Below are 24690 nucleotides of genomic sequence, written 5' to 3' on the forward strand. Positions count from 1 at the left end.
AGCACCAGCATGCACAAGCCCGCCTCTGACGACATCACGTCGCTGCACGATCTCTCCGCCGTCGACCTGATCGCCGGCTATCGCGCGCGCCAGTTCTCGCCGTCCGAGGTGATGGACGACGTGCTGGCGCATGTCGCAGTGTGGGAGCCGCATATCAAGGCGCTGTATCTGCTCGATGTCGACGGGGCGCGGGCGGCAGCGAAGGCCTCGACCGAGCGTTGGGCCAAGGACGAGCCGGCAGGCGTCCTCGACGGCGTGCCGGCGACGGTGAAGGACAACATCGCCACCAAGGGCCAGCCGATGCCGCTCGGCGCAGCCAGCGTCACGCGCGCGCCGCTGGCGGCCGACGCACCGCCGGTGGCGCGGCTGCGCGAGGCCGGCGCGATCATCTTCGCCAAGACCACGATGCCCGATTACGGCATGCTGTCGTCGGGCTTGTCGAGCTTCCATCCGCTGACGCGCAATCCGTGGGACCTGCGGATGAACCCCGGCGGCTCCAGCGCCGGCGCGGGTGCCGCGGCCGCAGCCGGCTATGGCCCGCTGCATGTCGGCACCGATATCGGCGGCTCGATCCGGCTGCCCGCGTCGTGGTGCGGCCTCGTCGGCCTCAAGCCGAGCTTCGGCCGCGTGCCGATCGACCCGCCCTATGTCGGCCGCGTCGCCGGTCCGATGACGCGCATCGTCGACGATGCTGCGCTGATGATGAGCGTGCTGTCGAAGCCGGACAGGCGCGACGGCACCAGCCTGCCGCCCTCGGACCTGCACTGGAAGGTCGCGGAGAAGCCGGTGCGCAAGCTGCGCATCGGCCTGATGCTCGATCTCGGCGACGTCGGCCAGGCGCTCGAGGAGCCGGTGCGTACGACGACGCTGGCGGCAGCCGAAGCGTTCGAGGGCGCCGGCGCCGTGATCAGCGAGGTCAAGGGCTTCCTGACGCGCGAGATGCTCGATGGTCTCGACAATTTCTGGCGTGCGCGGCTGTGGGACGATCTGGCGCGGCTGGCGCCCGAGGTGCGTGCGAAGACCCTGCCCTACATCCTGCAATGGGCCGAGCGCGGCGCCGCACTATCGGGCGTCGAGGTCATCAGGGGCTTCAACGTCACGATGACCTTGCGCGCCGCCGCAGCAAGACTGTTCTGCGACTACGACTACGTCATCTCACCGGTCTCGCCCGGCGTGAAATTCCCCGCCGAGCTCGCCTCGCCGGTCAACGACCCCGAGAGGCCGTTCGAGCACATCACCTACACCGTGCCGTGGAACATGTCGGAGAACCCGGCGATCTCAGTCAATGCCGGCTATGACGCCGACGGCTTCCCGATCGGCCTGCAGATCATCGGCCGCCGCTTCGACGATGTCGGCGTGCTCGGGATGGCGAAGACGTTCGAAGGATTGCGCAGCGAGCAGCGGCCATGGCCGGTGGCGCCCTGACGGATTCGTAGGGTGGGCAAAGGCGCGTACACGGCGCTATCCACGCTCACCGCTGCTGACGGGCGCCGTGCCCACCGCCGGACCATCGGTGAAAATGGTGGGCACGTCGCCGCGCGCGATGCGCGCCGCGCCTTTGCCCACCCTACGGAATACCATACGCACTTGCCGCATGGCCTGATGCTTGCGCATCGGTCCGGAATGACGTTTCTAACAACGAGAACAATAACACATCAGGAAACACCCATGGCGTATCAGACCATTCTCTACGACGTCGCCGACAAGATCCTCACCATCACGCTGAACCGGCCGGAGAAGCTCAACGCCTTCACCGGCACCATGATGGAAGAGCTGATCGACGCCTTCGACCGCGCCGACAAGGATGACGGCGTCAGGGCGATCATCGTCACCGGAGCGGGCCGCGCCTTCTGCGCCGGAGCCGACCTCTCCTCCGGCGCCGACACGTTCGATCGCGATGCCAAGCGCGGGCCGGTGAAGCGCCACGCCGATGGCCGCGTCGACTATTCTGATCCGCAGGTGCGCGACGGCGGCGGCCAGGTGACGTTGCGCATCTTCAAGTCGCTGAAGCCGGTCATCGCCGCGGTGAACGGCCCGGCCGTCGGCATCGGTGTCACCATGCAGCTCGCGATGGACATCCGCATCGCCTCGGAGGGCGCGCGGTTCGGCTTCGTGTTCTCCCAGCGCGGCATCGTGCCGGAGGCGGCGTCGAGCTGGTTCCTGCCGCGCATCGTCGGCATCTCGCAGGCGCTGGAATGGTGCTACACCGGCCGCGTGTTTCCGGCGCAGGAAGCGCTCGCCGGCCGTCTCGTCAGCAAGGTGGTGCCGCCGGAGGAACTATTGCCCACCGCGCGCGCCCTGGCGCGCGAGATCGCAGACAAGACCGCGCCGGTGTCGATCGCGCTGATCCGTCAGATGATGTGGCGCATGATGGGCGCCGACGATCCGATGGAGGCGCACAAGGTCGACAGCCGCGGCATCTACGCGCGCGGCCGCTCCGACGACGTCAAGGAAGGCGTGGTGTCGTTCCTGGAGAAGCGCCCGGCGCAGTTCAAGAACACCGTCACCGCCGACATGCCGGACTATTTCCCGTGGTGGGACGAGCGGGAGTATAAATAGAACGCTGTCATCCCGGACAAGCGCGCGGCACGCGCGCGCCGATCCGGGATCAACAGCCACCGGATGCCGTTTGGCGAGGAACGACGTCCAGGGTGCCGCACGATGGATCACGCGGTATGGGTCCCGGCGCTGAGGCCGGGACGACAGCGAGTGGCGCCCGCGTCACTCCTTCATCAGCGCCACGATCATCGGCGCCACGCGCTCGGCCGCTTTCGCTCGATGAGCAGCCAATCCCATCGCGTGCGATCGCTCACGCCGCGTTGATGCCGCGAATGAAGGCATCGACATGGCGGCGCATGCTCTCGGACTGGCGCAGCAGCTCCGCCGACGCCCCGAGCACCTGGCTGGCGGTGACGCCGGACTCGTTTGCGGCGGCCGTGACCTGCTGGATGTTCTGCGAAATCTCGTCGGTCCCCTTGGCCGCGTGCTGGACGTTGCGCGCCATCTCGCGCGTGGCCGCGCCCTGCTCCTCGACGGCATTCGCGATCGACGACGCGATCTCGTTCAGCTCGCCGATGGTCGTGGTGATGCCGCGGATGGCCCGCACGGCCTCGCTCGACACCTCCTGCATTCCGGAGATCTGCGCGCGGATCTCGCCCGTCGCCTTGGCGGTCTGCTCCGCGAGCAGCTTCACCTCGCCGGCGACGACGGCAAAGCCGCGGCCGGCTTCGCCCGCCCGCGCGGCCTCGATGGTCGCATTGAGCGCGAGAAGGTTGGTCTGGCCGGCAATGTCGCTGATCAACCGCACGATGTCGCCGATCCGTTCGGCCATGCTGGAAAGGCCCTGCACGGTCTCGTTGGTCCGCTGCCCTTCCGCGGCCGCCTTCTGCGCCATGTCGGCCGACTGCGTCACCTGACCGCCGATGCCCGCGACTGAGCTCGACAGTTGGTCCGTCGCCGCGGCCATCGTCTGCATGTTGCTCGATGCGGCCTCGGTCGCCTGCGCGACGCTGCTCGCTTCACTGCAGGTCCGGCTCGCCGTCCGGTTCATCACGGCAGCCGTCGATTCGAGCTGTGCCGAGGCTGAGATCACGCTATCGATCACGGCCGCGATATCGCCGCTGAAACGGTCGGTCAGCTCGCCGACGCGCTTGGCTTTTTCGGCGCGCTGGCTCATCGCTTCCGCATCCCTGGCGGCGAGCTCGGCGCCATGAATCATGTTCTCCTTGAAGACCTGCACTGCCCTCGCCATCAGGCCGACCTCGTCGCGCCGATCGACCGCATCGATCGCGGTGCTCACATCGCCCTTCGCCAGCCGCGTCATCGTATCGGCCAGCGCGTTGATCGGCCCGGTGATGCTGCGCGCCAGCGCGACGACGATCGCGAGGCTCAGCGCCAAGGCGAGCAGCAGCAGCACGCCGACGGCGGCGAGGCTGGCCGTGGCCGCGGCCTGCTTGCCGGCCATCAGCTCCGACAGCTCGGCGGCCAGAGCGTCTTCGACCTGCTTCAGGAGATCGATCCGCAGCGTGGCCGCATCGAACCAGGCTTTGCTCGCGAGCCCTTTGAAATCACCGCTGACGCCGCCCTGCTCCACCACCTTGCGCATGGCAACGACGCCGTCGATCGCCGGTCCGGTCATCGCCGCATCGAACGCCGCACGCCCTCTCGCCGAGGCGGCGGCGCGAAATGCCGCGAAATAACTGTCCTGCGCTGCAGCCAGCCCTATTGCACGCGCATAGGCGGCCTGCTCGAAGCGACCGGCGGCAAGTCCTCCCGCCACGACCGCGCGCTCCAGGCCGGCGCGCTCCTTGCCTTCCGTCAGGTTGCCATAGGCGATGATCGCCTTGGAGATGTCGTCATCATCGCTCAGCGTCGACATGCTGCTGATCAGACTGGTCAGCCGGGCGACAATCTCGGTGAGAGCGCTGACGGCCGCCGCCGGCGTTATGGCTTGCGCGTCGATGTCGCCGCGATGGCGATCGAGCTGCGCCAACGCCTGCTCGCTCGCCTGCGCCGCCTCGGCCAGCGCGCCGCTCCGGCGCAGCCCGTCCAGCGCGGCGACTGCATGCGCGCGCTCGCCATCGGTCAGCCTGCGCTGCTGATCCAGCTCGGCGCGCATCTGCGTGCCCTTGCTGCTGAGAAACGCCGACGACATGCCGCGCTCACGCTGCAGCTCATGAACGAAACGGCTGAGCTTGCCGACGGCTTCCGCCACCGGCTGCATGCGCGTCATCTCGACGCGCACCGCCCATTTCGTGGAGATCTCGTAGGCCGCCAACGCAGCCAATGTGAGGATGGGCAGCAATGCAGACAGGGCAATGCGGTGAAGTATCTTCGACGTCTTCAACATGATCGGCCTCAACCTGTCCGATCATTCTATGAATCCAGTGGTAAAAAAATACATAGACCCGTCCGCCACATTTTTGGGCAGGCGCCTGCAAACTAATCCATCACCAGCGCGACGCGTCCGGTCGCCCTGCGCTCGATCAAAAGCCGCATCGCCGATGCGTAGTTGTCGAAGGGCACGCGGTGCGACACGTTCGGCCGCAGTCTGCCCTGCTCGGCGAAGGCCAGCAGCGCCGCCATGCGTCGCTCTCCGAGTTCAGGGTCCCTGCGCACGGCCTCGCCGGCGCGCACGCCGAGCACGCTGGCGCCCTTCATCAGGATCAAATTGGTGCGTGCGAGCCCGATGCCGCCGGTGAAGCCGATCACCAGCAGCCGCGCGCCCCAGGCGATGCAGCGGACGCTGTGCTCGAACACCTCGCCGCCCACCGGGTCGAACACGACGTCGACGCCCCGCCCATCCGTGATGCGCTTGACGGCGTCGCGGAACGGCTCGCGCGCATACAGCACGAGATGATCGGCGCCACGCGCGCGTGCCACCGCGAGTTTCTCCTCCGAGGACGCTGCTGCAATGACCGTCGCGCCCAAGAGCTTGCCGATCTCGACGGCGGCGAGGCCGACGCCGCCACCGGCGCCGTGCACCAGCAGAGTCTCGCCGGGCTTGAGCTGGCCGCGATCGACCAGCGCGTGATGGGCGGTGCCATGGCCGACGAGATAGGTCGCGCCTTCCGCGTAGTCGAAGGTCGACGGCAGCGGCGTGAGCTGGCTCCCTGCCACCAACGCCTCCTCGGCGTAAGCGCCGAAGCGCATCCGAACGATGACCTTGTCGCCGACGGCATGGCCGGTCACGGCCGCGCCGGTGGCGATGACGTCGCCGGCCGCCTCCACGCCGGGCGTGAACGGCAGCTCCGGCTTGAGCTGATACTCACCCGCCGCCATGAGGATGTCCGGGAAATTGATGCCGGCCGCGCGGATCCTCACCCGCACCTCGCCGTCAGCCAACACACGAGACGGCAGGCTTTCCAGCCTCAGCTTCTCCGGCGGGCCGAGCTCGCGGCAGACGATCGCCCGCGGCATCAGCTGGCGCGCCCCTTCGCCCTCGCCAGCGCCTCGCGGATCAGCGGCAGCCGATCGTTGCCGAAATACATGTCGGTTACATTGACGAAGATCGTCGGCGAGCCGAAGCCGCCGCGCTTGACGACCTCCTCGGTGTTGATACGCAGCTGGTCCTTGACGCCCTGCTGGGCGATCCCATCGAAGAACGCCTTCGGGTCGATGCCGACACGCCGGCACACCTCCGTCAGCACGGCATCCTGCGAGATGTCCTGGTCCTCCCCCCAGTAGATCTCGAACACGGTCCGCGCGAACGGCACCATGTCCTGCCCAAGCCAGATGCAGCCGCGCATCGCCTTGACGCTGTTCACCGGAAACACCGTCGGCGGCATCTTGATCTTGAGCCCGGCCGAGCGCGCCCAGTCGCCGAGGTCCTTCAGCATGTAGGCCGCCTTGGCCGGCACCGGCTTCTCGCGTTGCGCATAGACGCTGGGATTGACGGTGTTGAAGATGCCGCCGACGAGAATGGGCCGCCAGACGATGTCGACGCCGAACTCGCGCGCGAGCGGCTGGATATTGTGGAAGGCGAGATAGGTCCAGGGGCTGGAGCAGTCGAAGAAGAATTCGATCATGTGTGTTTCCTCAAGGTCTTGATGCGTTCGTCATCGAGAGCGCCACGGAGTCATTGAGACCATTAGTGTCGCCCCTGGATTGCTTCGCTGCGCTCGCAATGACGGCGGAGGCAGTTGGCGCACATCACTCTCTCCGTCATTGCGAGAAGCGTAGCGACGAAGCAATCCAGGGGCTGCAACATACGGTCTGGATGGCTTATCCCCGCTTATCCCCATGCTCCTCGCGATGCCGCGGAGCTCGCTCACGATCTCCCCATCATCTCCTTCGCGCGCGCGCCGAACATCACATGACGCGACTGCTCGTTGAACGGCTCCTTGACGAACTTGCCGATCGCAAGCCCGGCCTGCAGCTGCGGCCGCGCGCGCAACGTCGCGTACCAGCGCTTGGTGTGGGGGTAGTCGTCGAGCGTGAAGCCCTGGGCCTTGTGCGTCATCATCCAGGGAAAGCAGGCGACGTCGGCGATCGTGTAGTCGTCGCCGGCGACATAGGCGCCGGTCTTACCGAGCTGCACCTCGAGCACGTGGAACAACCGTGCGACCTCGTCGCGGTAGCGCTGGATCGCATAGGGAATCTTCTCGGCGGCATACAGAGCGAAATGGCCGTGCTGCCCCATCATTGGCCCGAGCCCCGCCATCTGCCACATCACCCATTGGATCACGCGCGAGCGCGCCCGCGTCTCCTGCGGCAGGAAACGGCCGGTCTTGTCGGCGAGATAGATCAGGATGGCACCGGTCTCGAACACCGGGAACGGCGCGCCGCCATCGGCCGGCGCATGATCGACGATCGCCGGAATCCGGTTGTTCGGGCTGATCGCCAGGAACTCCGGCTTGAACTGGTCGCCGGCGCGGATGTCGACGGGAATGACGGTATAGGGCAGCCCAAGTTCCTCGAGCATGATCGAGATCTTCCAGCCGTTCGGCGTCGGCGCGTAATGGAGATCGATCATGCTTTCCCCGATTCCTTCCCCGGACCATTATGCCGCGCCGCGGAACACGCGAGGCGGCTTCGTTCTTCTGTACCTGAAGGGTAAGCCATGGCAGACAGGCGCTCAAGCCTGACCGCCCCATACGCCGACGGAGAGTTCGACCATGCTGTTTCCATCGACCATCGCAGGCTCGCTGCCGAAGCCGGAATGGCTGGCCGAGCCGAACGTGCTGTGGGCCCCGTGGAAGTCGAAGGGCGATGAGCTTGCGCGCGCCAAGCGCGACGCGACCATTCTCGCGCTGAAGCTGCAGGAGGATTCCGGCATCGACATCCTCACCGAGGGCGAGCAGTCGCGCCAGCATTTCGTGCACGGCTTCCTCGAGCGGGTCGAGGGCATCGACTTCGCGCACAAGGTCGAGATGGGCATCCGCAAGGATCGCTACAAGGCGATGGTGCCGCAGGTCGTGGCGCCGTTGTCGCTGAAGGGCCGCGTCCATGGTGACGAGGCGCGGATCGCGCGCACGCACACCACGCGCGCCGTGAAGTTCACCCTGCCGGGGCCGATGACGATCATCGACACCATCGCCGACAACTACTATGGCGACCGCGTCAAGATGGCGTTCGCCTTCGCGGAGCTGCTGAACCAGGAGGCCAAGGCGCTGCACGACGACGGCATCGACATGATCCAGTTCGACGAGCCCGCCTTCAACGTCTACATGGACGAGGTGCGCGATTGGGGCATCAAGGCGCTGGAGCGCGCCGCCGAGGGGCTGACCTGCCCGACGGCCGTGCACATCTGCTACGGCTACGGCATCAAGGCCAACACCGACTGGAAGGAGACGCTCGGCGGCGAGTGGCGGCAGTATGAGGAGACGTTCCCGGTCATCGACGCCAGCACCATCCAGCAGGTCGCGGTCGAATGCCGCAATTCGAAGGTGCCGATCGAGCTGCTCGGCCTGCTCAAGAACAAGATCGTGCAGGCCGGCGTCATCGACGTCGCCAGCGACGCGATCGAGACCGCCGAGGATGTCTGCAAGACCATCGAGGACGTCATGAAGGTGGTGCCGAAGGAGAACATCATCGCCACGACCAATTGCGGCATGGCGCCGATGCGGCGCGAGATCGCCGAGGCCAAGCTGATGGCGCTCGGCACCGGCGCAAAGCTGGCACGGCAGCGGTTCGCTTGAGCGGCCACGATTGACGGCGCACGCCGACCGATGCTGGCGCCCATCGCCACTCACGCGGTGCCTCCGGAGCATCACAGGTCACCGTCTGTCTCCCGGTCGGCTCCTCTCGCACGCTGACGAGCGCTCGCGCGAGCGCACCGGCCGGTAAGACTCCGGATGAATCAGCAGCAGCGTTGCGCCCGCTGCGCGCAGCGCTCATGTGCACCTTACTGTTAGTTTGGGGCTGCTCTCGGCCGACGGGACGACATCTCGTCGTGATCAACTTCGGCAACCGTGGTAGCGAAATACCCAGCAACATCGTTGGCAGAGCACTGTGTCTTTCGCGTTCTTGACAATGTGTGTACGAGAATTTCATCTCGTTACTACCTGTTAACGCGGTGAGCTTCCGCCGCCTGCATCAGTTTCAAATCTGACGTTTGCCTTCATTGCTGGGGATGGGGATGACTTGCATTGCGAGAACGATTACTGCTGCGCCGAAATCAAAGTCTCGGCGATGGCTGGCCCTATCGATCCTGTGCGCAAGCACTTTCCTGAGCACCCAGGCCCTGGCGATCGACGTCGCCAACCAGACCGACTGGAATGCGGCGGTGGCAGCGGTCGCCGCCGCTGGCGCCAACTCGACCGTCACCATCAACATCACCAGCGGCTTCACGCTGTCGAGCTCGCTTGCGCAACTGCAGGCCGCCAACAGCAACGTCACGGTGAACATCACCGGTAACGGCCAGACCATCAACGGCGCCTCCTCGTTTCAAGGCATCGTCGTCAGCGGTGCCAACGCGCCGACCGTCAACATCTCCAGCCTGTCGATCGCCAACATGGCAGCGATCGGCGGCAATGGTCAGAACGGACAGAACGGCTATTACAGCGGCGGCTTGGCCTATGGCTCCGGCGGCGGCGGCGGCGGTGGTCTTGGTGCCGGCGGCGGCCTGCTGGTCGGCAGCGGCGCCAACGTCACGATCGCCGCGGTGACCTTCACCAGCAACAGCGCCACCGGCGGCAGTGGCGGCAACGGCGGCAGCGCACAGAACGCGGCAGCCGACCCGGTGAACGGCGGCAATGGCGGCACGGGCGGTGCCGCGAACAACGGCGGCGCCAGCGGCGGCGGCGGTGCGGGCGGCACCGGCGGACATACCGGCACGCAAGGCACGACCGGCACCGCGGGCGCCGCGCTCGGTGACGGCGGTGGTGGTGGCGGCGGCTCCGGCACCACCAACAGCAACACCTACACCAACAACAATGGCGGCGGCACCGGCAACGCCAATGGCGGCAACGGCGGCACCGGCGGCGACGGCGCTACGAATGCCAGCGGCTCGGGCGGGCCTGGGCCCGGCTCCGACGGCGGCGCCGGCGGCAATGGCGGCGCAGCCAATGGTGGTGCCATCTATGTCGCCACCGGCGGCACGCTGACGATTCTCGACTCGCCGATTTCCGGCAACACCGTCACCGGTGGCACCGCCGGCACCCCCGGCATCGGGATCGGGCCAAGCGCGATCAACGGATTTTCAGCGGCGGCCGGCGCAGCGCAGGGCGCCGGCATCTTCCTGAGCGGCGTGATGGCCAATATCAGCGTGTCCGGCGGGACCGTGACCTATGGCGACTCGATCGGCGGCACCGGCCTGACGACCGGAGGCGTCAACACGGCACTCAACAAGACCGGTGCAGGGACGCTGGTGCTGTCGGCGACCAATACGTTCACCGGCAACGTCAACATCAGCGCCGGCACGCTCTCGGTCGGCGCCACCGCCAATCTCGGCAACGTCGCCAACGACGTGATCATTTCCAACGGCGGCACATTGGCGGTCACCGGCACGACGACGTTCGCCAACGGCCGCGACTTCAAGATTGCCGGGCTGTCGACGCTCGACATTGCCAGCGCGACCACGACCACGTTGCAAGGCATCGTCGGCGACGGCGCCTCCGCCGGCACCCTGGTGAAGGCGGGCGGCGGCATCCTGCTGCTCTCGGGCACCAACACCTACACCGGCGCGACCAATGTCGACGCCGGTACGCTGCGCGCGGGCTCGGCCGGCGCGTTCGGCGCCAGCACGGTGTTCAGCGTGCTGTCCGGCGCCACGCTGGATCTCAACGGCTTCAACAAGACGTTCGGCACGCTGAGCGGAGATGGCACCGTCACCGGCGCCAACGCGACGATCTCGGGCACGTTCTCGCCCGGCAATGGCACCCCGGCCTCCTCCATGGCGATCACCGGCAACCTCGCGTTCCAGTCGGGTGCGCAATATCTGGTGCAGGTGAATCCGAGCACGGCGTCGTTCGCGGCCGTGACGGGCACTGCGACGCTCGGTGGCGCCGCCGTCACCGCGACCTTCGCGAACGGCAGCTACATCTCCAAACAATACACCATTCTGACCGCGACCGGCGGCATCAGCGGCACGTTCGGCGGCATTACCAACACCAACCTCCCAGCCGGGTTCACCTCGACGCTGAGCTATGATGGCAACGATGTTTTCCTCAACCTCTCGATGGGCACGCCGGCGGGGAACATCAATCAGCAGAACGTCAGCAACGCGCTCACCAACTACTTCAACACGAATGGCAGCATCCCCGTAGTCTTCACCGGTTTGACACCAACGGGACTGACGCAGATCTCCGGCGAGACCTCGACCGGCTCGCAGCAGACGACGTTCAACGCGATGACGCAGTTCATGGGCGTCATGACCGACCCGTTCGTTGCCGGTCGCGGCGACTCGGGATCTGCGCCCGGCGGAGCAATCGGCTATGCGGAGGAGACGCTCGCTTATGCCAGCAAGCGCAATCCGAACGACGCCCTGGCCGCGATCTACACCAAGGCGCCGGCCGCGCCCGTGGCCAGACCGGGCTGGAGCGTATGGGCGGCCGGCTTTGGCGGCTCGCAGACCACCGACGGCAGCACCGCGCTGGGCTCGAACAACACGACCAGCAACCTCTACGGCACGGCCGTCGGCGCCGACTATCGCTTCTCGCCGTTCACCATCGCCGGTTTCTCGATGGCCGGCGGCGGCACCACGTTCAGCGTCGCCAATGGCGGCAGCGGCCGGTCCGACCTGTTCCAGGCCGGCGCCTTCGTCAGGCACAATATCGGCGCAGGCTATATCTCGGGGGCACTGGCGTATGGCTGGCAGAACATCACCACCAACCGCACTGTGACCGTGGCCGGCGTCGACCAGCTGCGCGCCAATTTCGACGCCAACACCTTTGCCGGCCGGCTGGAAGGCGGCTATCGCTTCGTGTCGCCCTGGATGGGGTTCGGGATCACGCCTTACGCCGCGGCGCAGTTCACGACGTTCAGCCTGCCGGGCTATGCGGAGAATGCGGTCGCCGGCGCCAATACCTTCGCGCTCCGCTTCGGATCACAGAACGTCACCGATACGCGGTCGGAGCTGGGCCTGCGCACCGACAAATCCTATGCGGTGTCCGACGGCGTATTCACGCTGCGCAGCCGCTTCGCTTGGGCCTATGACTTCAACCCCAGCCGGTCGGCCGGGGCCACGTTCCAGGCCCTTCCGGGCGCATCCTTCGTCGTCAACGGCGCGCGGCAGGCGCAGAATTCGGCGCTGACGACGGTCTCTGCCGAGATGAAGTGGCGGAACGGCTGGTCGGCCGGCGCGAGCTTCGAGGGTGAGTTCTCGGATGTGACCCGCAGCTACGCCGGCAAGGGCATCGTGCGCTACACGTGGTGACGCGCGGAGCTCCGCGCAGCACATCCGTACGGCGGCCCGATCACCCGACGGTCAGGTCATCGCGCTCGGATGCAGCACCGGCGCGTAGCCCGCCTTGATCGCGCGCAGCGTCGAGGGCGGGGTCAGCAGCAACGCGTCGGTAATCCCTGCGCGTGGAGCGTCATACCCCGCCGCCAACCAGGGCAGCGCCCAGCCTTTTCGGATCAGAAAGCTCTCCTCGCCCGCCTGCACCATGGCGCCGTCGGGCAAGGCGGCGAGCGGCATCGGCAGCGGATGCAGGCGCTTGCGACCGCGATCGAGACGCTCGCGATGGAGCACCCGATCGATCTCGGAGACGCGCAGAGATCTGACGCCGTTGCCCTCCTCCCACGCCGCGCGAAACCTCTTGGCGTCGTCGCGGCGGCAGTAGAAGCAGGGGCGATGACCGGCGGCGAGCGCGGTCGCCTCGTCAAGGAAGAACAGCTCGGTCCAGCTTTGCGTTGCCATGACCTTGCGGCGCTTGCCGCGAAACTCGCACAGGCAGACCAGCCAGGCGGGACTCGACCAGCGCCGGTTCAGCAGCGTCTTCGTCGCGGGGTCGTGGATGATGCCGCGATTTCCGGTGAAGAGGCCGCGATGCGGCGCGGCGACGATATCGCCCATCGGCGTGACGCGGTTCTGCAGCGGCATGGCGAGCCTTCGGCTGGCGAATAGCGAATGGGGAGTAGCGAATAGCGAACGCCTCGCCCACCCGAATTCCCTATTCGCTACTCCCTATCCGCCATTCGCGCCCTCCTCACGCCGCCCCGTCGCGCAGCGGCGGCGCGAAGGACAGCGCGGTGTCCCAGGGGAAGAAGATCCAGGTGTCCTGCGACACCTCGGTGATGAAGGTGTCGACCAGCGGCCGGCCCTTCGGCTTGGCGTAGACGGTGGCGAAATGCGCGTCGGGGAGAATCTCGCGGACCATGCGTCCGGTCTTGCCGGTGTCGACGAGGTCATCGACGATCAGGAGCCCTTTGCCGGTGCCGCCACCGAGTTGCGCGGTGTCGTTTGAAATCCCCTTGAGGACCTGAAGCTCGCCCTGCTTGGTGTGGTCATAGCTCGCGATGCAGATCGTATCGATGACCCGCACGCCTAGCTCGCGCGCCACGATCGCCGCCGGCACCAGTCCGCCGCGGGTGATGGCCACCACGGCATGAAACGGCCCGATCTCGTTCAGCCGCCAGGTCAGCGCCCGGCAATCGCGATGAAACTGGTCCCAGGACACCGGGAAGGCCCGGCCCGCGCGCTCCTCTGCACTCAAAGTCTTGTCTGGCATCTCATCTCGTCCGTGGGTTCTCGAAAGCTGTCCCTGCTTTAGCGCGTCACGTTAAGCCCGGCGAGCATCTCCTTCACCGCTGCCATCGCGGCCGACAGCTTGTCCTGGTCGCGCGAGCGCACCACCAGATGCGTATTCGGCTTCTGGTCCTCGTCGATGAACGGATAGCTGCCAATGATGGTGTCCGGGTGCACCTTGGCGATCTCGCGCAAGGGACCGCCGATGTCGCCCTCGCGCGCATTGGCGCGCACCGTCTCGGACAGCATCCGCACGCCCGATTTCAGCTTCGGCGCCACGATGTCCATCATCGCCTGCATGATCGAGGGCACGCCGGCCATGACGATGACGTTGCCGAGCTTGAAGCCCGGCGCCAGGATGGTCGCGCTCTGGATCAGCTCGGCGCCGTCGGGGATGCGCGCCATGCGCAGCCGCGCCTCGTTGAGCTCCTGCTCGCTCCAGCGCTCTCGGAAGCGCGCCACCACCTCGGGATGGTGGTCGATGCCGACGCCGAACGCCTTCGCGATCGCATCCGCGGTGATATCGTCATGGGTCGGACCGATGCCGCCGGTGGTGAACACATAGGTGTAGCGATGCCGCAGCGCGTCGAGCGCCGCGATGATGTCCGGCTCGTCGTCCGAGACCACCCGGACTTCCTTGAGGTCGATGCCGAGATTGGTGAGGTATTCGGCGATGAAGCCGATGTTCTTGTCCTTGGTCCGGCCGGACAGGATCTCGTCGCCGATGACCAGCAACCCCGCGGTGACGATCTCGCTCATGGTCTCTCCTCGCATCTGCCGTCTCTTTTGGCCCGCCACGGCGCCAATGTCATCCGGAACGTCGCAGTCTATGCCGCGGATTTGAGCACGACGCAGCCGGTTTTTCGGGCATGGCTTCAGCAACCCCCACGAAATGCCGCAGGAGAATGCATATCGCGCTGGCCCGGCCCTTGCTACCGTCATGCAGAGTCATGCAGTGTATGGCGAGGCTGGGACACACGGGCATCTATGGCAGTTGCGTTCGACGAAATGAACGAGCCGGGCGGCGAGGTCCGTCAGGCTTATCAGGAGCTGTCGCGGTGGCTGAAGGAAACGCCGCCGGAGGCGCTGGAGTATCGCCGCCACGAGGCGGAGCTGCTGTTCCGGCGAATCGGCATCACCTTCGCGGTCTATGGCGAGGCGGAGGCGCAGGAGCGGCTGATCCCGTTCGACGTCATTCCGCGCATCCTGTCGGGCAAGGAATGGGCGCTGCTGGAAAAGGGGCTGAAGCAGCGCGTCAAGGCGCTGAACATGTTCCTGCGCGACATCTATCACGGCCGGGACATCCTGCGCGCCAACGTCGTGCCGGATGACCTGATCTTTCAGAATCCCGTGTTCCGCCCGGAGATGAACGGGCAGGACGTGCCGCACGACGTCTACGTCCACATTGCCGGCATCGACATCGTCCGCGTCGACGCCAACGACTTCATCGTGCTCGAGGACAACGCGCGCACGCCGTCCGGCGTGTCCTACATGCTGGAAAACCGCGAGATCATGATGCGGCTGTTTCCGGACCTGTTCGCGCGCCACCGCGTCGCGCCGGTCGAGCGCTATCCGGACGAGTTGCTGTCGGCGCTGCGCTCGGTCGCGCCGCTCAGCGCCTCGGCCGAGCCGACGGTGGCGCTGATGACGCCCGGCATCTACAACTCCGCCTACTACGAGCACTCCTTTCTCGCCGACAAGCTCGGCATCGAGCTGGTCGAGGGCCGTGACCTCATCGTCAAGAACGATGAGGTGTTCATGCGCACCACCGAGGGGCTGAAGCGGGTCGACGTGATCTACCGCCGCGTCGACGACGACTTCCTCGACCCCCTCACCTTCCGCCCCGACTCGGCGCTCGGCGTGCCCGGCCTGATGTCGGCCTACGTCGCCGGCAACGTCACGCTCGCCAACGCGGTCGGCACCGGCATCGCCGACGACAAGGCGATCTACTCCTACATGCCGGACGTCGTGAAGTTCTATCTGGGCGAGGAGCCGATCCTGAAGAACGTGCAGACCTGGCGCTGCCGCGAGCCGCAGGATCTGTCCTACGTGCTCGACCATCTCGGCGAGCTCGTGGTCAAGGAGGTGCACGGCTCGGGTGGCTACGGCATGCTGATCGGCCCGGCCGCCACCAAGGCGACCATCGAGGCGTTCCGCGACAAGCTCAAGCGCGAGCCGGAGGGCTTCATTGCCCAGCCGACCTTGGCGCTGTCGACCTGCCCGACCTGCGTCACGTCAGGGCTGGCGCCGCGCCATGTCGACCTGCGCCCGTTCGTGCTCACCGGACGCGACCGCACCACCATCGTGCCGGGCGGCCTCACCCGCGTGGCACTGAAGGAGGGCTCGCTGGTGGTCAATTCCAGCCAGGGCGGCGGCACCAAGGATACATGGGTGCTGGATGAGTAAGCCTCGCCTCACAAACTTTCGATCCATACTTGCCTTTCCCGCCACCGAGGCGGGATCACTCCGCAGCTTGTAGATTGCCCATGCTGTCGCGCACCGCCGAAAACCTGTACTGGCTGGCCCGCTACGTCGAGCGCGCCGAGTATCTCGCCCGCACCATCGACGCCACCTTGCGCGTCACCGCCCTTCCCGCGGCCTATATCGGCAAGACCAACGAGTGGGAGTCGGCGCTGATGACCGCCGGCGTCAATGTCAGCTTCTACGAGCACTACTCCGAGGCCAACGAGCAGAACGTCGTCGAATATCTCTCGTTCAATCCGTCGAACCCGTCCTCGATCAAGAACTGCATCGAGGCCGCCCGTCTCAATGCCCGCTCGGTGCGCACGGCGCTCACCTCGGAGATGTGGGACACGCTCAACGGTTCCTGGATCGAGCTGCAGGAAGTCTGGAGCAAGGGCACCAAGACCCGCGAGGATCTCGCGCGCTTTCTGCGCTTCGTGCAGGAGACCTCGCTGCGCTTCGACGGCTCGGCCTACCGGACGATGCTGCGCAACGACGCCTACTGGTTCTCGCGGCTCGGCCTGCATCTGGAGCGCGCCGACAACACCGCGCGTATTCTCGACGTCAAATATCACGTGCTGCTGCCCGAGGACGAGCATGTCGGCGGCCCGCTGGACTATTATCAATGGACCTCGATCCTGCGTTCGGTGTCGGCGCTCACGGCCTATCACTGGGTCTATCGCGAGACGCTGAAGCCCTGGCTGATCGCGGACCTCCTGATCCTCAACGACACGCTGCCGCGCTCGCTGGCGAGCTGCTACGGCAACCTCGTCCGCAATCTCGACCAGATTGGCGTCGCCTATGGCCGCCAGGGGGCGGCGCAGCGTCATGCCCGCGGCGTCCGCAACCGGCTCGACCACTCCAACATGGACGACATCTTCCAGCGCGGCGTGCACGAGTTCATCCAGGAGTTCATCGCCGACAATTCGCGACTTGGAGAGATCATCACCAAGCAGTATCTGATCTGAGCGCCCGGAGCGCAGCGGAAACAGCGATGGGCGGCCGTCGGACTGTGTCTGCGAGACCACGTCCGGCGCCGGGCGCCCTCCCCTTCGCCCGAGGGGTCCTCCTTCCCCCTTTCAGGGGGAGGTGAAACGAGCTACCGCGGACAGCACATCTGACGAAGACTGGTCGACCGCCATGCGCCTGCGTATCTCCCATTCCACCACCTACCGGTACGAGCCAGCGGCGACCGGCGCCATCCAGATCATCCGCATGACGCCCGGCAGCAATGACGGCCAATATGTGGCGGAGTGGCAGATCGACGTGTCGACCGATGCCCGCCTCGACATGCATGAAGACGCATTCGGCAACGTCACCCATGTGATCACCCATGGCGCACTCGAGGACCTCACGATCACGGCCGAAGGCCTGGTCGAGACGCACGACACCGGCGGCGTGTTGAAGGGAGCGGACGAGCGCTTCCCGCCCAGCTTCTTCCTCCGGCAGACACCCCTCACGGCTGCCAATGCCGCCATGGCCGCCGTCGTGCGCGATCTGCGCGCGGAATCGGACAGCGACGCGCTCGGTCTTCTGCACACCCTGATGGTGCAGGTCTACGAGCACATGACCTTCGACGAGGATCCGACCCACAGCGGCACCTCGGCGGCGGAAGCCTTCGTGCTGAAGCGCGGCGTCTGCCAGGACTATGCGCACATCTTCATCGCCTGCGCGCGCGCCGCCGGCATCCCCGCGCGTTTTGTGTCCGGCCACTTCCTGCGCTCTGATGGTGCAGTGCACCAAGAAGCCGGCCATGCCTGGGCGGAAGCCTATGTGCCGAATCTCGGCTGGGTCGGTTTCGACGCCGCCAACTGCATCTGCACCACCGACGCCCATGTCCGGGTCGCCATCGGGCTCGATTATCTCGGCGCCGCCCCGGTGCGCGGCACCCGCTATGGAGGCGGGACCGAGACGCTCACCGTGAAGGTGAAGGTCGAGCAGGTCGGCCGCGGCGGCCCGTCGCAATCGCAGTCGCAGCGGCAGTCCTGAATTCCGGAACCGCCGGTCTTCCCGTGGCCCGCATGAGCGGCTTGTCCGCCGAAGCCCGCAAGGGCGAAGGCGGAAGCGACATGCGGGTTCACCGAGACAGCGCGTGAGATCCCGGATGTCGCTCCGCTCATCCGGGCTACGGAAGTGCGGGGTTGGACGAAGGGGCGATTTTCGCTAGTAATTCGCGCAATGGCTCGAGGGGACTGAGATGACCTATTGCTGCGGAATTCTGGTGCGTGACGGCCTCGTCATGATCGCGGACACCCGAACCAACGCCGGTCTCGACAACGTCTCGACCTTCCGCAAGCTGCACATCTTCTCCAATCCGGGCGAGCGCATCGTGGCGGTCGCCAGCGCCGGCAATCTCGCCGTCAGCCAGTCCGTGCTCTCGACCTTGACCGAAGGGATGGAGGACCCCGAGACCGGCGAGGTCGAGACCCTGATGAACGCGCCGACCATGTTTCAGGCCGCACAGCGCATCGGCAAGGCGATCCGCATGGTGCACGCCACCGAAGGCCCGGCGCTGAAGGCCGAAGACATCTCGTTCGACGTCTCCTTCCTGTTCGGCGGCCAGATCAAGGGCTCGCGGATGCGGCTGTTCATGGTCTACACCGCCGGCAACTTCATCGAATGCACCACCGACACGCCCTATCTGCAGATCGGCGAGCACAAATACGGCAAGCCGGTGCTGGACCGCGCCATGCATTACGACGTCGAGCTCTACGAGGCGCTGAAGACGGGCCTGATCTCGATGGACTCGACGATGCGCTCCAATCTCGGCGTCGGCCTTCCGATCGACGTGCTGGTGGTGCGCGCGGAGGCCTGCGAGGCCGACCTCAACCACCGCATCGAGGCCGGCGAGCCCTATTTCCACGATCTCCGCTCGCGCTGGTCGGCGGCCCTGCGCGCGGCGCACAACAACATTCCAAGGCCGCCCTACAAGACTCAGAGCGAGTCGAAACACTGAAACTGCAGAACACTGCAAGACACGTGAACTGAAGGTGAGGAAACATGGCTGAAGCGGCAAAGAAGATCGCCCTGGTGACGGGCGCAGGCACGGGGGTCGGCCGCGCCGCATCGCTGGCGCTGATGAAGGGCGGCTTCACCGTGGTGCTGGTCGGCCGCCGCAAGGAGATGCTGGAGGAGACCGCGAAGCTCGGCGAGCCGGGCATGAGCCTGCCCGTCCCCGCCGACATGACCGATCCCGCCTCGATCGCGGCGCTGTTCGACACCGTGAAGTCGACCTACGGCCGACTCGACGTGCTGTTCAACAACGCCGGCATGGGTGCGCCGCCGGTGCCGTTCGAGGACCTCACTTTGCAGCAGTGGCAGTCGGTGGTGGCGACCAACCTCACCGCGCCGTTCCTGTGCACGCAGCACGCCTTCCGCATCATGAAGGATCAGTCGCCGCGCGGCGGCCGCATCATCAACAACGGCTCGATCTCGGCGCATGCACCGCGACCGTTTTCCTCGCCCTACACCTCGACCAAGCACGCGATCACGGGTCTGACGAAAGCGTCGAATCTCGACGGCCGCGCCTATGACATCGCGGTCGGCCAGATCGACATCGGCAACGCCGAGACGCCGATGACCGAGCGCATGGTCGGCGGCGTACTGCAGCCCGACGGCCGCATGATGCCGGAGCCGCGCATGGACGTGAAGGCCGTCGGCGACGCCGTCGCCTACATGGCCTCGCTGCCGCTCGACGCCAACGTCCTGTTCATCACCGTGATGGCGACCAAGATGCCGTTCGTGGGACGGGGCTAGCCACCGTCTGGCCGCTCATGATGCCGCTCAATGGTGGGCACGCTGCCGCCCTTCGGGCGGCCGCTTTGCCCACCCTACGGCAGGGTGCCTCCACGACTCCTACTCCAACCGCTCCACCTTCCGCAGCGTCGGAAACAGCTTCATCCACAGAAGCGCGACCGCGATGGTGCCGACGCCGCCGAGGATGGCGGCGGGCATGGCGCCGAGCAGCGCGGCGGTGATGCCGCTCTCGAACTGGCCGAGCTGGTTGGAGGCGTTGATGAACAGGAAGTTCACCGCGCCGACGCGGCCGCGCATCTCGTTGGGCGTCGCGAGCTGCACCAACGAGAAGCGGATCACGACGCTGATGGTGTCGGCGGCACCGAGAATGGCGAGCGCAGCGACCGAGATCCACATCACATGCGAGACGGCGAACACGACCGTCGCCGCGCCGAACACGATCACCGCCTGGAACATGCGCAGGCCGACGCGCCGCCGGATGGTGTAGCGCGCCAGCACCGCCGTCATCGCCAGCGCGCCGACCGCGGGCGCTGCGCGCAGCACGCCGAGCCCGAACGGCCCGGCCTGAAGGACGTCGCGCGCATAGATCGGCAGCAAGGCCGTGACGCCGCCGAGCAGCACCGCGAACAGATCGAGCGAGATGGTGCCGAGAATCGCAGGATGGGCGCGGATGAAGCGGACGCCAGCGAACAGGTCGGCCTTGCTGCCGTCGATCCGCTCGACCGGCACGTCCTCCGGTACCTGCATCAGGCCGGTCAGCCCCATGCCGGCAATCCAGAACAGCATCATGATGCCATAGGGTAGACCCGGCGCGACCGCATAGGCGAAGCCGCCGATGGCGGGACCGGCGATGGTCGCGAGTTGCGCGGCCCCGCTCGACAGCGCGCTCGCCCGCTGCAGCGTGCCTGCCGGGGCGATCAGCGGCAGCAGCGCCGCGGTCGCGGGGCTCTCGAACGCCCCGGCAATGCCGAGCACGAAGATCGCAGCAAACAGTTCGAATTCGCCGAGCTGACCGGCGTAGGCGCCCCAGCACAGATAGAGCGCCGTCAGCGCCTCGACGAGCTGACAGAGCTGCACGACGCGCTTGCGCTGGAATCGGTCGGCGGCGCTGCCGGCGACGAACACCAGCAGCGCCGTCGGCAGGAACTGGATCAGCCCGACCATGCCGAGATCGAAGGCACGCCCGGTGAGATCGTAGATCTGCCAGCCGATCGCCACTGCGGCGATCTGGCTCGCAAAGCGCGACAGGCTGCGGGACGACAGGAAGAACAGGAACGCGCTTTGCTTCAAGAGATCGCGCGCGCCGATCGGGACGGTGGACGACATGATGGCGCCTGCGTGACGCAGCCCCCACTCCTTGTCAATCGCGGGCCCCGCATGGCCGCACGGCATTGCGCGCGGCTGTTCCCTGCGCTCATAATGAAACGGGGTTCGGGGGATCTGATGCTGCAGCTGCAATCGGGGTTCGGGATCGTCGCGCTGCTCGCGATCGCATGGGCGCTCGGCGAGAACCGGCGCGCGGTGTCGCTGAAGCAGGCCGCGCTTGGCCTCGTGGTCACGATCCTGACCGCGCTCGTCCTGCTCAAGGTCCCCGCGGTTGCCCGCGCCTTCGGCGCCATCAACGAGGTCGTCGGCGCCATCTCGTCGGCCTCGCGGGCCGGCACCTCCTTCGTCTTCGGCTATGTCGGCGGCGGCGCCCTGCCCTTCGACCTCAAGGCGCCCGGCGCCGATTTCGTGCTCGCCTTCCAGGCGTTGCCGATCGTGCTGGTCATGAGCGTGCTGACCACGCTGCTGTTCTACTGGCGGGTGCTGCCGCCCTTGGTGCGCGGCATGGCATGGCTCTTGGAGCGCACCCTCGGCGTCGGCGGCGCCGTCGGCCTGTCGACCGCCGCCAACGTGTTCCTCGGCATGGTGGAAGCGCCGCTGTTCATCCGGCCGTATCTGGCGCAGATGACACGCAGCGAATTGTTTCTCGTCATGACCGGCGGCATGGCCGGCATCGCCGGCACCGTGCTGGTGCTCTACGCCACGCTGCTAGCGCCACTGATCCCGGATGCCGCCGCGCATTTCGTCATCGCCTCGGTGCTCGGCGCGCCGGCGTCGATCCTGATCAGCCTGATCATGGTGCCGGAGACGTCGAAGCAACTCACCGGCGGCGCGCTCGGCGAGGAGACGCAGGCCACCTCGACGATGGACGCGATCGTCAAGGGCACCAGCGCCGGGCTCGAGCTGCTGATGAACATCGTCGCGCTGCTGCTGGTGCTGGTCGCGCTGGTGCATCTCGCCAACGCGATCCTGTCGCTGTTGCCCGCCATCGGCGGCGCCGACATCTCGCTGCAGCGGCTGCTCGGCCTCGTCATGGCGCCGGTGTGCTGGCTGATGGGCCTGCCGTGGTCGGAGGCCGTCACGGCCGGCAGCCTGATGGGCACCAAGACGGTGCTCAACGAGCTGATCGCCTATGTCGAGCTGGCGAAGCTCGATGCGACGGCGCTCGATCCGCGCGCGCGGCTGATCATGCTGTACGCGATGTGCGGCTTCGCCAACTTCGCCAGCCTCGGCATCATGATCGGTGGACTCGGTACGATGGCTCCGACACGACGCGACGAGATCAACGCGCTCGGCCTCAAATCAATCGTCTCCGGCACCCTCACCACCTGCCTGATGGGTGCGATCGTCGGGCTGCTGACGTGAGCTGAGCTCGGTCGTCATCGGCAGCAGTTGCGGCACGATCCTCGCCATCACGAGCTGGGAGCCCTCCGCCGTGAGATGCGCATGATCGAACGACAGCGGGACGTCGCCGACCGTGAGCGGACAGCGGCCGTTCTCGCAGACCGCCGACAGGATCGAGATGTAGGACAGGCCTTCGCTCGTCGACAGCGCCGCCTGCATCGCCTGATCCAGCGCAAAGATATCGGACCGGACGAACGCAACGGGATCCGGCGACATGCCGCGCAAGGTGGCGCGCGCCAGCATCGAGGGCAGCCGCGCCCGGAATTGCACGGAGGGACCGAGCAGCACCACCGCAATGCCGGCCTCGCTGAGACGCGCCAGCGTCAGCCTGAGATCGCGCACCATGCCGGCAAAGCGCGGCGGGCGGGCGTTCTCGAGCCAGTCCGCCGACATCACCACGAGATCGGGCCGCGCCGTCACGAAATAGTCGCGCATCTGGCTTGCCAGGGCGCGGCAGGCCGCGATCCCCTGCGTCTCCGCGCTGAAGGTCGGCATGCAGGTCGGCTGGCTCGCCTGCATGACGTTGACGGCCTGCGGATCGATGCTCGCGGCGAGGCCGTGATAGTAGTGGGCCGCAAAGCTGTCGCCCCACAGCAGCACATTGATCTTACCGCTCACCGGACGGAGACAATCCCCGGGTACGCGCCCGTCCGGCGTCGTGAAGCAGGTGCCGTAGCGATAGACCGGCTTCATGTCGTAGGCGTTGTAGGCGTCCAGCCGCTGCGCCGCGCGGTCGGCGTCCGACACGGCGCTAGCGCGTAGCAGGCCGACGCCGCTGCCGGCCAGCAGCAGCAGGCTCGCGAGCGCCGCAAGACCGAAGGTCGCGCGCGGGGTCGCGGCGAGCTGGCGATTGCGGAACGGTTGCTCGATGAAGCGCCAGGACAGCGTGGCGACCGCGACCGTGAGGGCGAACAACGCCACCCGCTCCCAGCCGTCGAGCGCCAGGCCGGGCTTGGCGAAGCGCGCGAAGGCGAACAGCGGCCAGTGCCACAGATACAGCGAATATGAGATGCGGCCGACGAACGCCGCTACGCCGAGCGGTGACAACGGGCTACGCGGCACATTGGCAACGCCGACGCCGCTCCACAGGAACAGCGCCGCGCCAAGGCATGGCGCGAGCGCGTCGACGCCGGGAAAGCCCGGTCCGGGGCGCAACGCCAGAATCGGCACCGCCATCAGCAGCAGCGACAGCGCGCGGGCGCCGCGCTGGGCGAAACCCGGCCGCGGTGCGGGAAGTCCGGAAATCGCGACCAGGCCGCCGAGCAGGAATTCCCAGGCGCGCGGCGGGCTGAGGAAGAACGCACTCGCGGACGCGCCGCCTCGCATCAGCAGCAGACCGAGCGCGAACGAGCCGGCAGCCAGCAGCGCCAGCGTGACCGGCAGCGCCAGCCGTCGCCCGCGCGCTATCAGCAACACGGCCCAGACCACGACGGGGAGTACCAGATAGAACTGCTCCTCGACGGCGAGCGACCAGGTGTGCAGCAGCGGCTTCTCGACCGCGGCGTGGTCGAAATAGCCGGACTGCTGCCAGAAGAAGATGTTCGAGGTGAAGGTGACGACGGCGGTCGCGGAACGGAAGAACTCGGCGCGCTCGGAGCCCAGCATGTCCTGCGACGCCGGGATCGCCGCGAACGCCACCATGGCGTAGAGCGCCGGCAGCAGCCGCCGCACCCGCCGCTCGTAGAATTGCGCGAACGAAAAGCGGCCCGCCGCCATCTCCGCGGCAATGATGCCGGTGATCAGGTAGCCGGAGATGACGAAGAAGATGTCGACGCCGACGAAGCCGCCGAAGATCGCCGGCGCCTCGAAATGGAATGCGACAACGGAGAGCACCGCGATGGCGCGCAGCCAGTCGATGTCCTCGCGATGGGCGGCACCTGAAGCCGAACCGGCGCCCGCGTTGGCGATGCGAGGCTGCACCGATGCGCGCGTGCGAGGCGCGCGCGGGATCGTGGGAGCGAACTGGACGACGAAGCGCGGCAACGGGACGGGTACGCCTTTACGCAAGCCCGCGGCGAACACGTCTTACGGATTCGTCGCCGGCCCATCCGTCCCAATGATGCGAGACCGGATGTCAACACACACGCGCGATGGGACCGCCGTCCATCGCA

At 66.8% G+C, this 24690-nt stretch carries 19 protein-coding genes; 10 read left to right on the top strand and 9 right to left on the bottom strand.

The window, feature by feature from the left end:
* The first annotated feature begins 9 nt into the window (after positions 1-9).
* Positions 10-1425 carry an amidase gene (locus QX039_RS16450; protein ID WP_315737465.1) on the top strand — a complete coding sequence of 472 codons (1416 nt, stop codon included), beginning with the start codon at positions 10-12 and terminating at the stop codon, positions 1423-1425.
* Positions 1426-1668: 243 nt separating this feature from the next.
* Positions 1669-2559, top strand: a complete 891-nt coding sequence (locus tag QX039_RS16455; RefSeq protein ID WP_315737464.1) for a crotonase/enoyl-CoA hydratase family protein — start codon at positions 1669-1671, stop codon at positions 2557-2559.
* A 250-nt stretch (positions 2560-2809) separates the two neighbouring features.
* On the opposite strand, the gene QX039_RS16460 is transcribed toward QX039_RS16455, so the two are convergent.
* The 4 genes from QX039_RS16460 to QX039_RS16475 form a co-directional block, all read right to left on the bottom strand.
* Entirely contained in the window at positions 2810-4849 is a 2040-nt protein-coding gene (locus QX039_RS16460; RefSeq protein ID WP_315737463.1) for a methyl-accepting chemotaxis protein, read from the bottom strand.
* 92 nt (positions 4850-4941) lie between these two features.
* Entirely contained in the window at positions 4942-5919 is a 978-nt protein-coding gene (locus tag QX039_RS16465; RefSeq protein WP_315737462.1) for an NADPH:quinone oxidoreductase family protein, read from the bottom strand.
* Positions 5919-6527: a 2-hydroxychromene-2-carboxylate isomerase gene (locus QX039_RS16470; protein WP_315737461.1), complete on the bottom strand. Its 609-nt coding sequence runs from the start codon at positions 6525-6527 to the stop codon at positions 5919-5921. The genes QX039_RS16465 and QX039_RS16470 overlap by 1 nt, the downstream gene beginning before the upstream one ends.
* Before the next feature lie 242 nt (positions 6528-6769).
* Positions 6770-7474 carry a glutathione binding-like protein gene (locus QX039_RS16475; protein ID WP_315737460.1) on the bottom strand — a complete coding sequence of 235 codons (705 nt, stop codon included), beginning with the start codon at positions 7472-7474 and terminating at the stop codon, positions 6770-6772.
* A 142-nt stretch (positions 7475-7616) separates the two neighbouring features.
* On the opposite strand from QX039_RS16475, the gene QX039_RS16480 reads away from it, so the two are divergent.
* Both QX039_RS16480 and QX039_RS16485 read left to right on the top strand, forming a co-directional pair.
* Positions 7617-8639, top strand: a complete 1023-nt coding sequence (locus QX039_RS16480) for a methionine synthase (protein ID WP_315737459.1) — start codon at positions 7617-7619, stop codon at positions 8637-8639.
* A gap of 587 nt (positions 8640-9226) precedes the next feature.
* Complete coding sequence (locus tag QX039_RS16485; RefSeq protein ID WP_409998838.1) at positions 9227-12316, top strand: autotransporter domain-containing protein; 3090 nt, start codon at positions 9227-9229, stop codon at positions 12314-12316.
* 51 nt (positions 12317-12367) lie between these two features.
* On the opposite strand, the gene QX039_RS16490 is transcribed toward QX039_RS16485, so the two are convergent.
* The 3 genes from QX039_RS16490 to QX039_RS16500 all read right to left on the bottom strand — a co-directional run bounded on the left by QX039_RS16490 (position 12368) and on the right by QX039_RS16500 (position 14389).
* Positions 12368-12985: a hypothetical protein gene (locus tag QX039_RS16490; RefSeq protein WP_315771082.1), complete on the bottom strand. Its 618-nt coding sequence runs from the start codon at positions 12983-12985 to the stop codon at positions 12368-12370.
* A gap of 106 nt (positions 12986-13091) precedes the next feature.
* Entirely contained in the window at positions 13092-13613 is a 522-nt protein-coding gene (gene gpt / locus QX039_RS16495) for a xanthine phosphoribosyltransferase (RefSeq protein WP_315771080.1), read from the bottom strand.
* Between the two features lie 38 nt (positions 13614-13651).
* A complete protein-coding gene (locus QX039_RS16500; protein ID WP_315771079.1) occupies positions 13652-14389 on the bottom strand; it encodes a competence/damage-inducible protein A in 738 nt (245 codons plus the stop codon).
* 228 nt (positions 14390-14617) lie between these two features.
* Between QX039_RS16500 and QX039_RS16505 the strand changes: the two genes are divergently transcribed.
* The 5 genes from QX039_RS16505 to QX039_RS16525 all read left to right on the top strand — a co-directional run bounded on the left by QX039_RS16505 (position 14618) and on the right by QX039_RS16525 (position 19849).
* The gene (locus QX039_RS16505; RefSeq protein ID WP_315759532.1) at positions 14618-16036 is read left to right on the top strand and encodes a circularly permuted type 2 ATP-grasp protein; all 1419 of its coding nucleotides are present in this window, start codon (positions 14618-14620) and stop codon (positions 16034-16036) included.
* Between the two features lie 80 nt (positions 16037-16116).
* Positions 16117-17061, top strand: a complete 945-nt coding sequence (locus QX039_RS16510) for an alpha-E domain-containing protein (RefSeq protein ID WP_315737453.1) — start codon at positions 16117-16119, stop codon at positions 17059-17061.
* A 172-nt stretch (positions 17062-17233) separates the two neighbouring features.
* Entirely contained in the window at positions 17234-18082 is an 849-nt protein-coding gene (locus tag QX039_RS16515) for a transglutaminase family protein (RefSeq protein ID WP_315771078.1), read from the top strand.
* A 208-nt stretch (positions 18083-18290) separates the two neighbouring features.
* Positions 18291-19049, top strand: a complete 759-nt coding sequence (locus QX039_RS16520; protein ID WP_284419127.1) for a peptidase — start codon at positions 18291-18293, stop codon at positions 19047-19049.
* A 44-nt stretch (positions 19050-19093) separates the two neighbouring features.
* A complete protein-coding gene (locus tag QX039_RS16525) occupies positions 19094-19849 on the top strand; it encodes an SDR family oxidoreductase (RefSeq protein ID WP_315737451.1) in 756 nt (251 codons plus the stop codon).
* Positions 19850-19948: 99 nt separating this feature from the next.
* Here QX039_RS16525 and QX039_RS16530 read toward each other — a convergent pair whose 3' ends face one another.
* Positions 19949-21175: an MFS transporter gene (locus QX039_RS16530; protein WP_315771077.1), complete on the bottom strand. Its 1227-nt coding sequence runs from the start codon at positions 21173-21175 to the stop codon at positions 19949-19951.
* A 117-nt stretch (positions 21176-21292) separates the two neighbouring features.
* Between QX039_RS16530 and QX039_RS16535 the strand changes: the two genes are divergently transcribed.
* Positions 21293-22540 carry a NupC/NupG family nucleoside CNT transporter gene (locus QX039_RS16535; protein ID WP_315759266.1) on the top strand — a complete coding sequence of 416 codons (1248 nt, stop codon included), beginning with the start codon at positions 21293-21295 and terminating at the stop codon, positions 22538-22540.
* Here QX039_RS16535 and QX039_RS16540 read toward each other — a convergent pair.
* A complete protein-coding gene (locus tag QX039_RS16540; protein ID WP_315771076.1) occupies positions 22478-24499 on the bottom strand; it encodes an acyltransferase family protein in 2022 nt (673 codons plus the stop codon). The genes QX039_RS16535 and QX039_RS16540 overlap by 63 nt on opposite strands.
* Positions 24500-24690: the final 191 nt, after the last annotated feature.

It is taken from the genome of Bradyrhizobium sp. SZCCHNR1043 (genome assembly GCF_032489675.1).
Classification (GTDB): Bacteria; Pseudomonadota; Alphaproteobacteria; order Rhizobiales; family Xanthobacteraceae; genus Bradyrhizobium.

Coding starts and splice junctions, on each gene's coding strand:
- QX039_RS16450 (WP_315737465.1), top strand. CDS start 10: ATGCACAAGCCCGCCTCTGACGACATCACGTCGCTGCACGATCTCTCC.
- QX039_RS16455 (WP_315737464.1), top strand. CDS start 1,669: ATGGCGTATCAGACCATTCTCTACGACGTCGCCGACAAGATCCTCACC.
- QX039_RS16460 (WP_315737463.1), bottom strand. CDS start 4,849: ATGTTGAAGACGTCGAAGATACTTCACCGCATTGCCCTGTCTGCATTG.
- QX039_RS16465 (WP_315737462.1), bottom strand. CDS start 5,919: ATGCCGCGGGCGATCGTCTGCCGCGAGCTCGGCCCGCCGGAGAAGCTG.
- QX039_RS16470 (WP_315737461.1), bottom strand. CDS start 6,527: ATGATCGAATTCTTCTTCGACTGCTCCAGCCCCTGGACCTATCTCGCC.
- QX039_RS16475 (WP_315737460.1), bottom strand. CDS start 7,474: ATGATCGATCTCCATTACGCGCCGACGCCGAACGGCTGGAAGATCTCG.
- QX039_RS16480 (WP_315737459.1), top strand. CDS start 7,617: ATGCTGTTTCCATCGACCATCGCAGGCTCGCTGCCGAAGCCGGAATGG.
- QX039_RS16490 (WP_315771082.1), bottom strand. CDS start 12,985: ATGCCGCTGCAGAACCGCGTCACGCCGATGGGCGATATCGTCGCCGCG.
- gpt (WP_315771080.1), bottom strand. CDS start 13,613: ATGCCAGACAAGACTTTGAGTGCAGAGGAGCGCGCGGGCCGGGCCTTC.
- QX039_RS16500 (WP_315771079.1), bottom strand. CDS start 14,389: ATGAGCGAGATCGTCACCGCGGGGTTGCTGGTCATCGGCGACGAGATC.
- QX039_RS16505 (WP_315759532.1), top strand. CDS start 14,618: ATGGCAGTTGCGTTCGACGAAATGAACGAGCCGGGCGGCGAGGTCCGT.
- QX039_RS16510 (WP_315737453.1), top strand. CDS start 16,117: ATGCTGTCGCGCACCGCCGAAAACCTGTACTGGCTGGCCCGCTACGTC.
- QX039_RS16515 (WP_315771078.1), top strand. CDS start 17,234: ATGCGCCTGCGTATCTCCCATTCCACCACCTACCGGTACGAGCCAGCG.
- QX039_RS16520 (WP_284419127.1), top strand. CDS start 18,291: ATGACCTATTGCTGCGGAATTCTGGTGCGTGACGGCCTCGTCATGATC.
- QX039_RS16525 (WP_315737451.1), top strand. CDS start 19,094: ATGGCTGAAGCGGCAAAGAAGATCGCCCTGGTGACGGGCGCAGGCACG.
- QX039_RS16530 (WP_315771077.1), bottom strand. CDS start 21,175: ATGTCGTCCACCGTCCCGATCGGCGCGCGCGATCTCTTGAAGCAAAGC.
- QX039_RS16535 (WP_315759266.1), top strand. CDS start 21,293: ATGCTGCAGCTGCAATCGGGGTTCGGGATCGTCGCGCTGCTCGCGATC.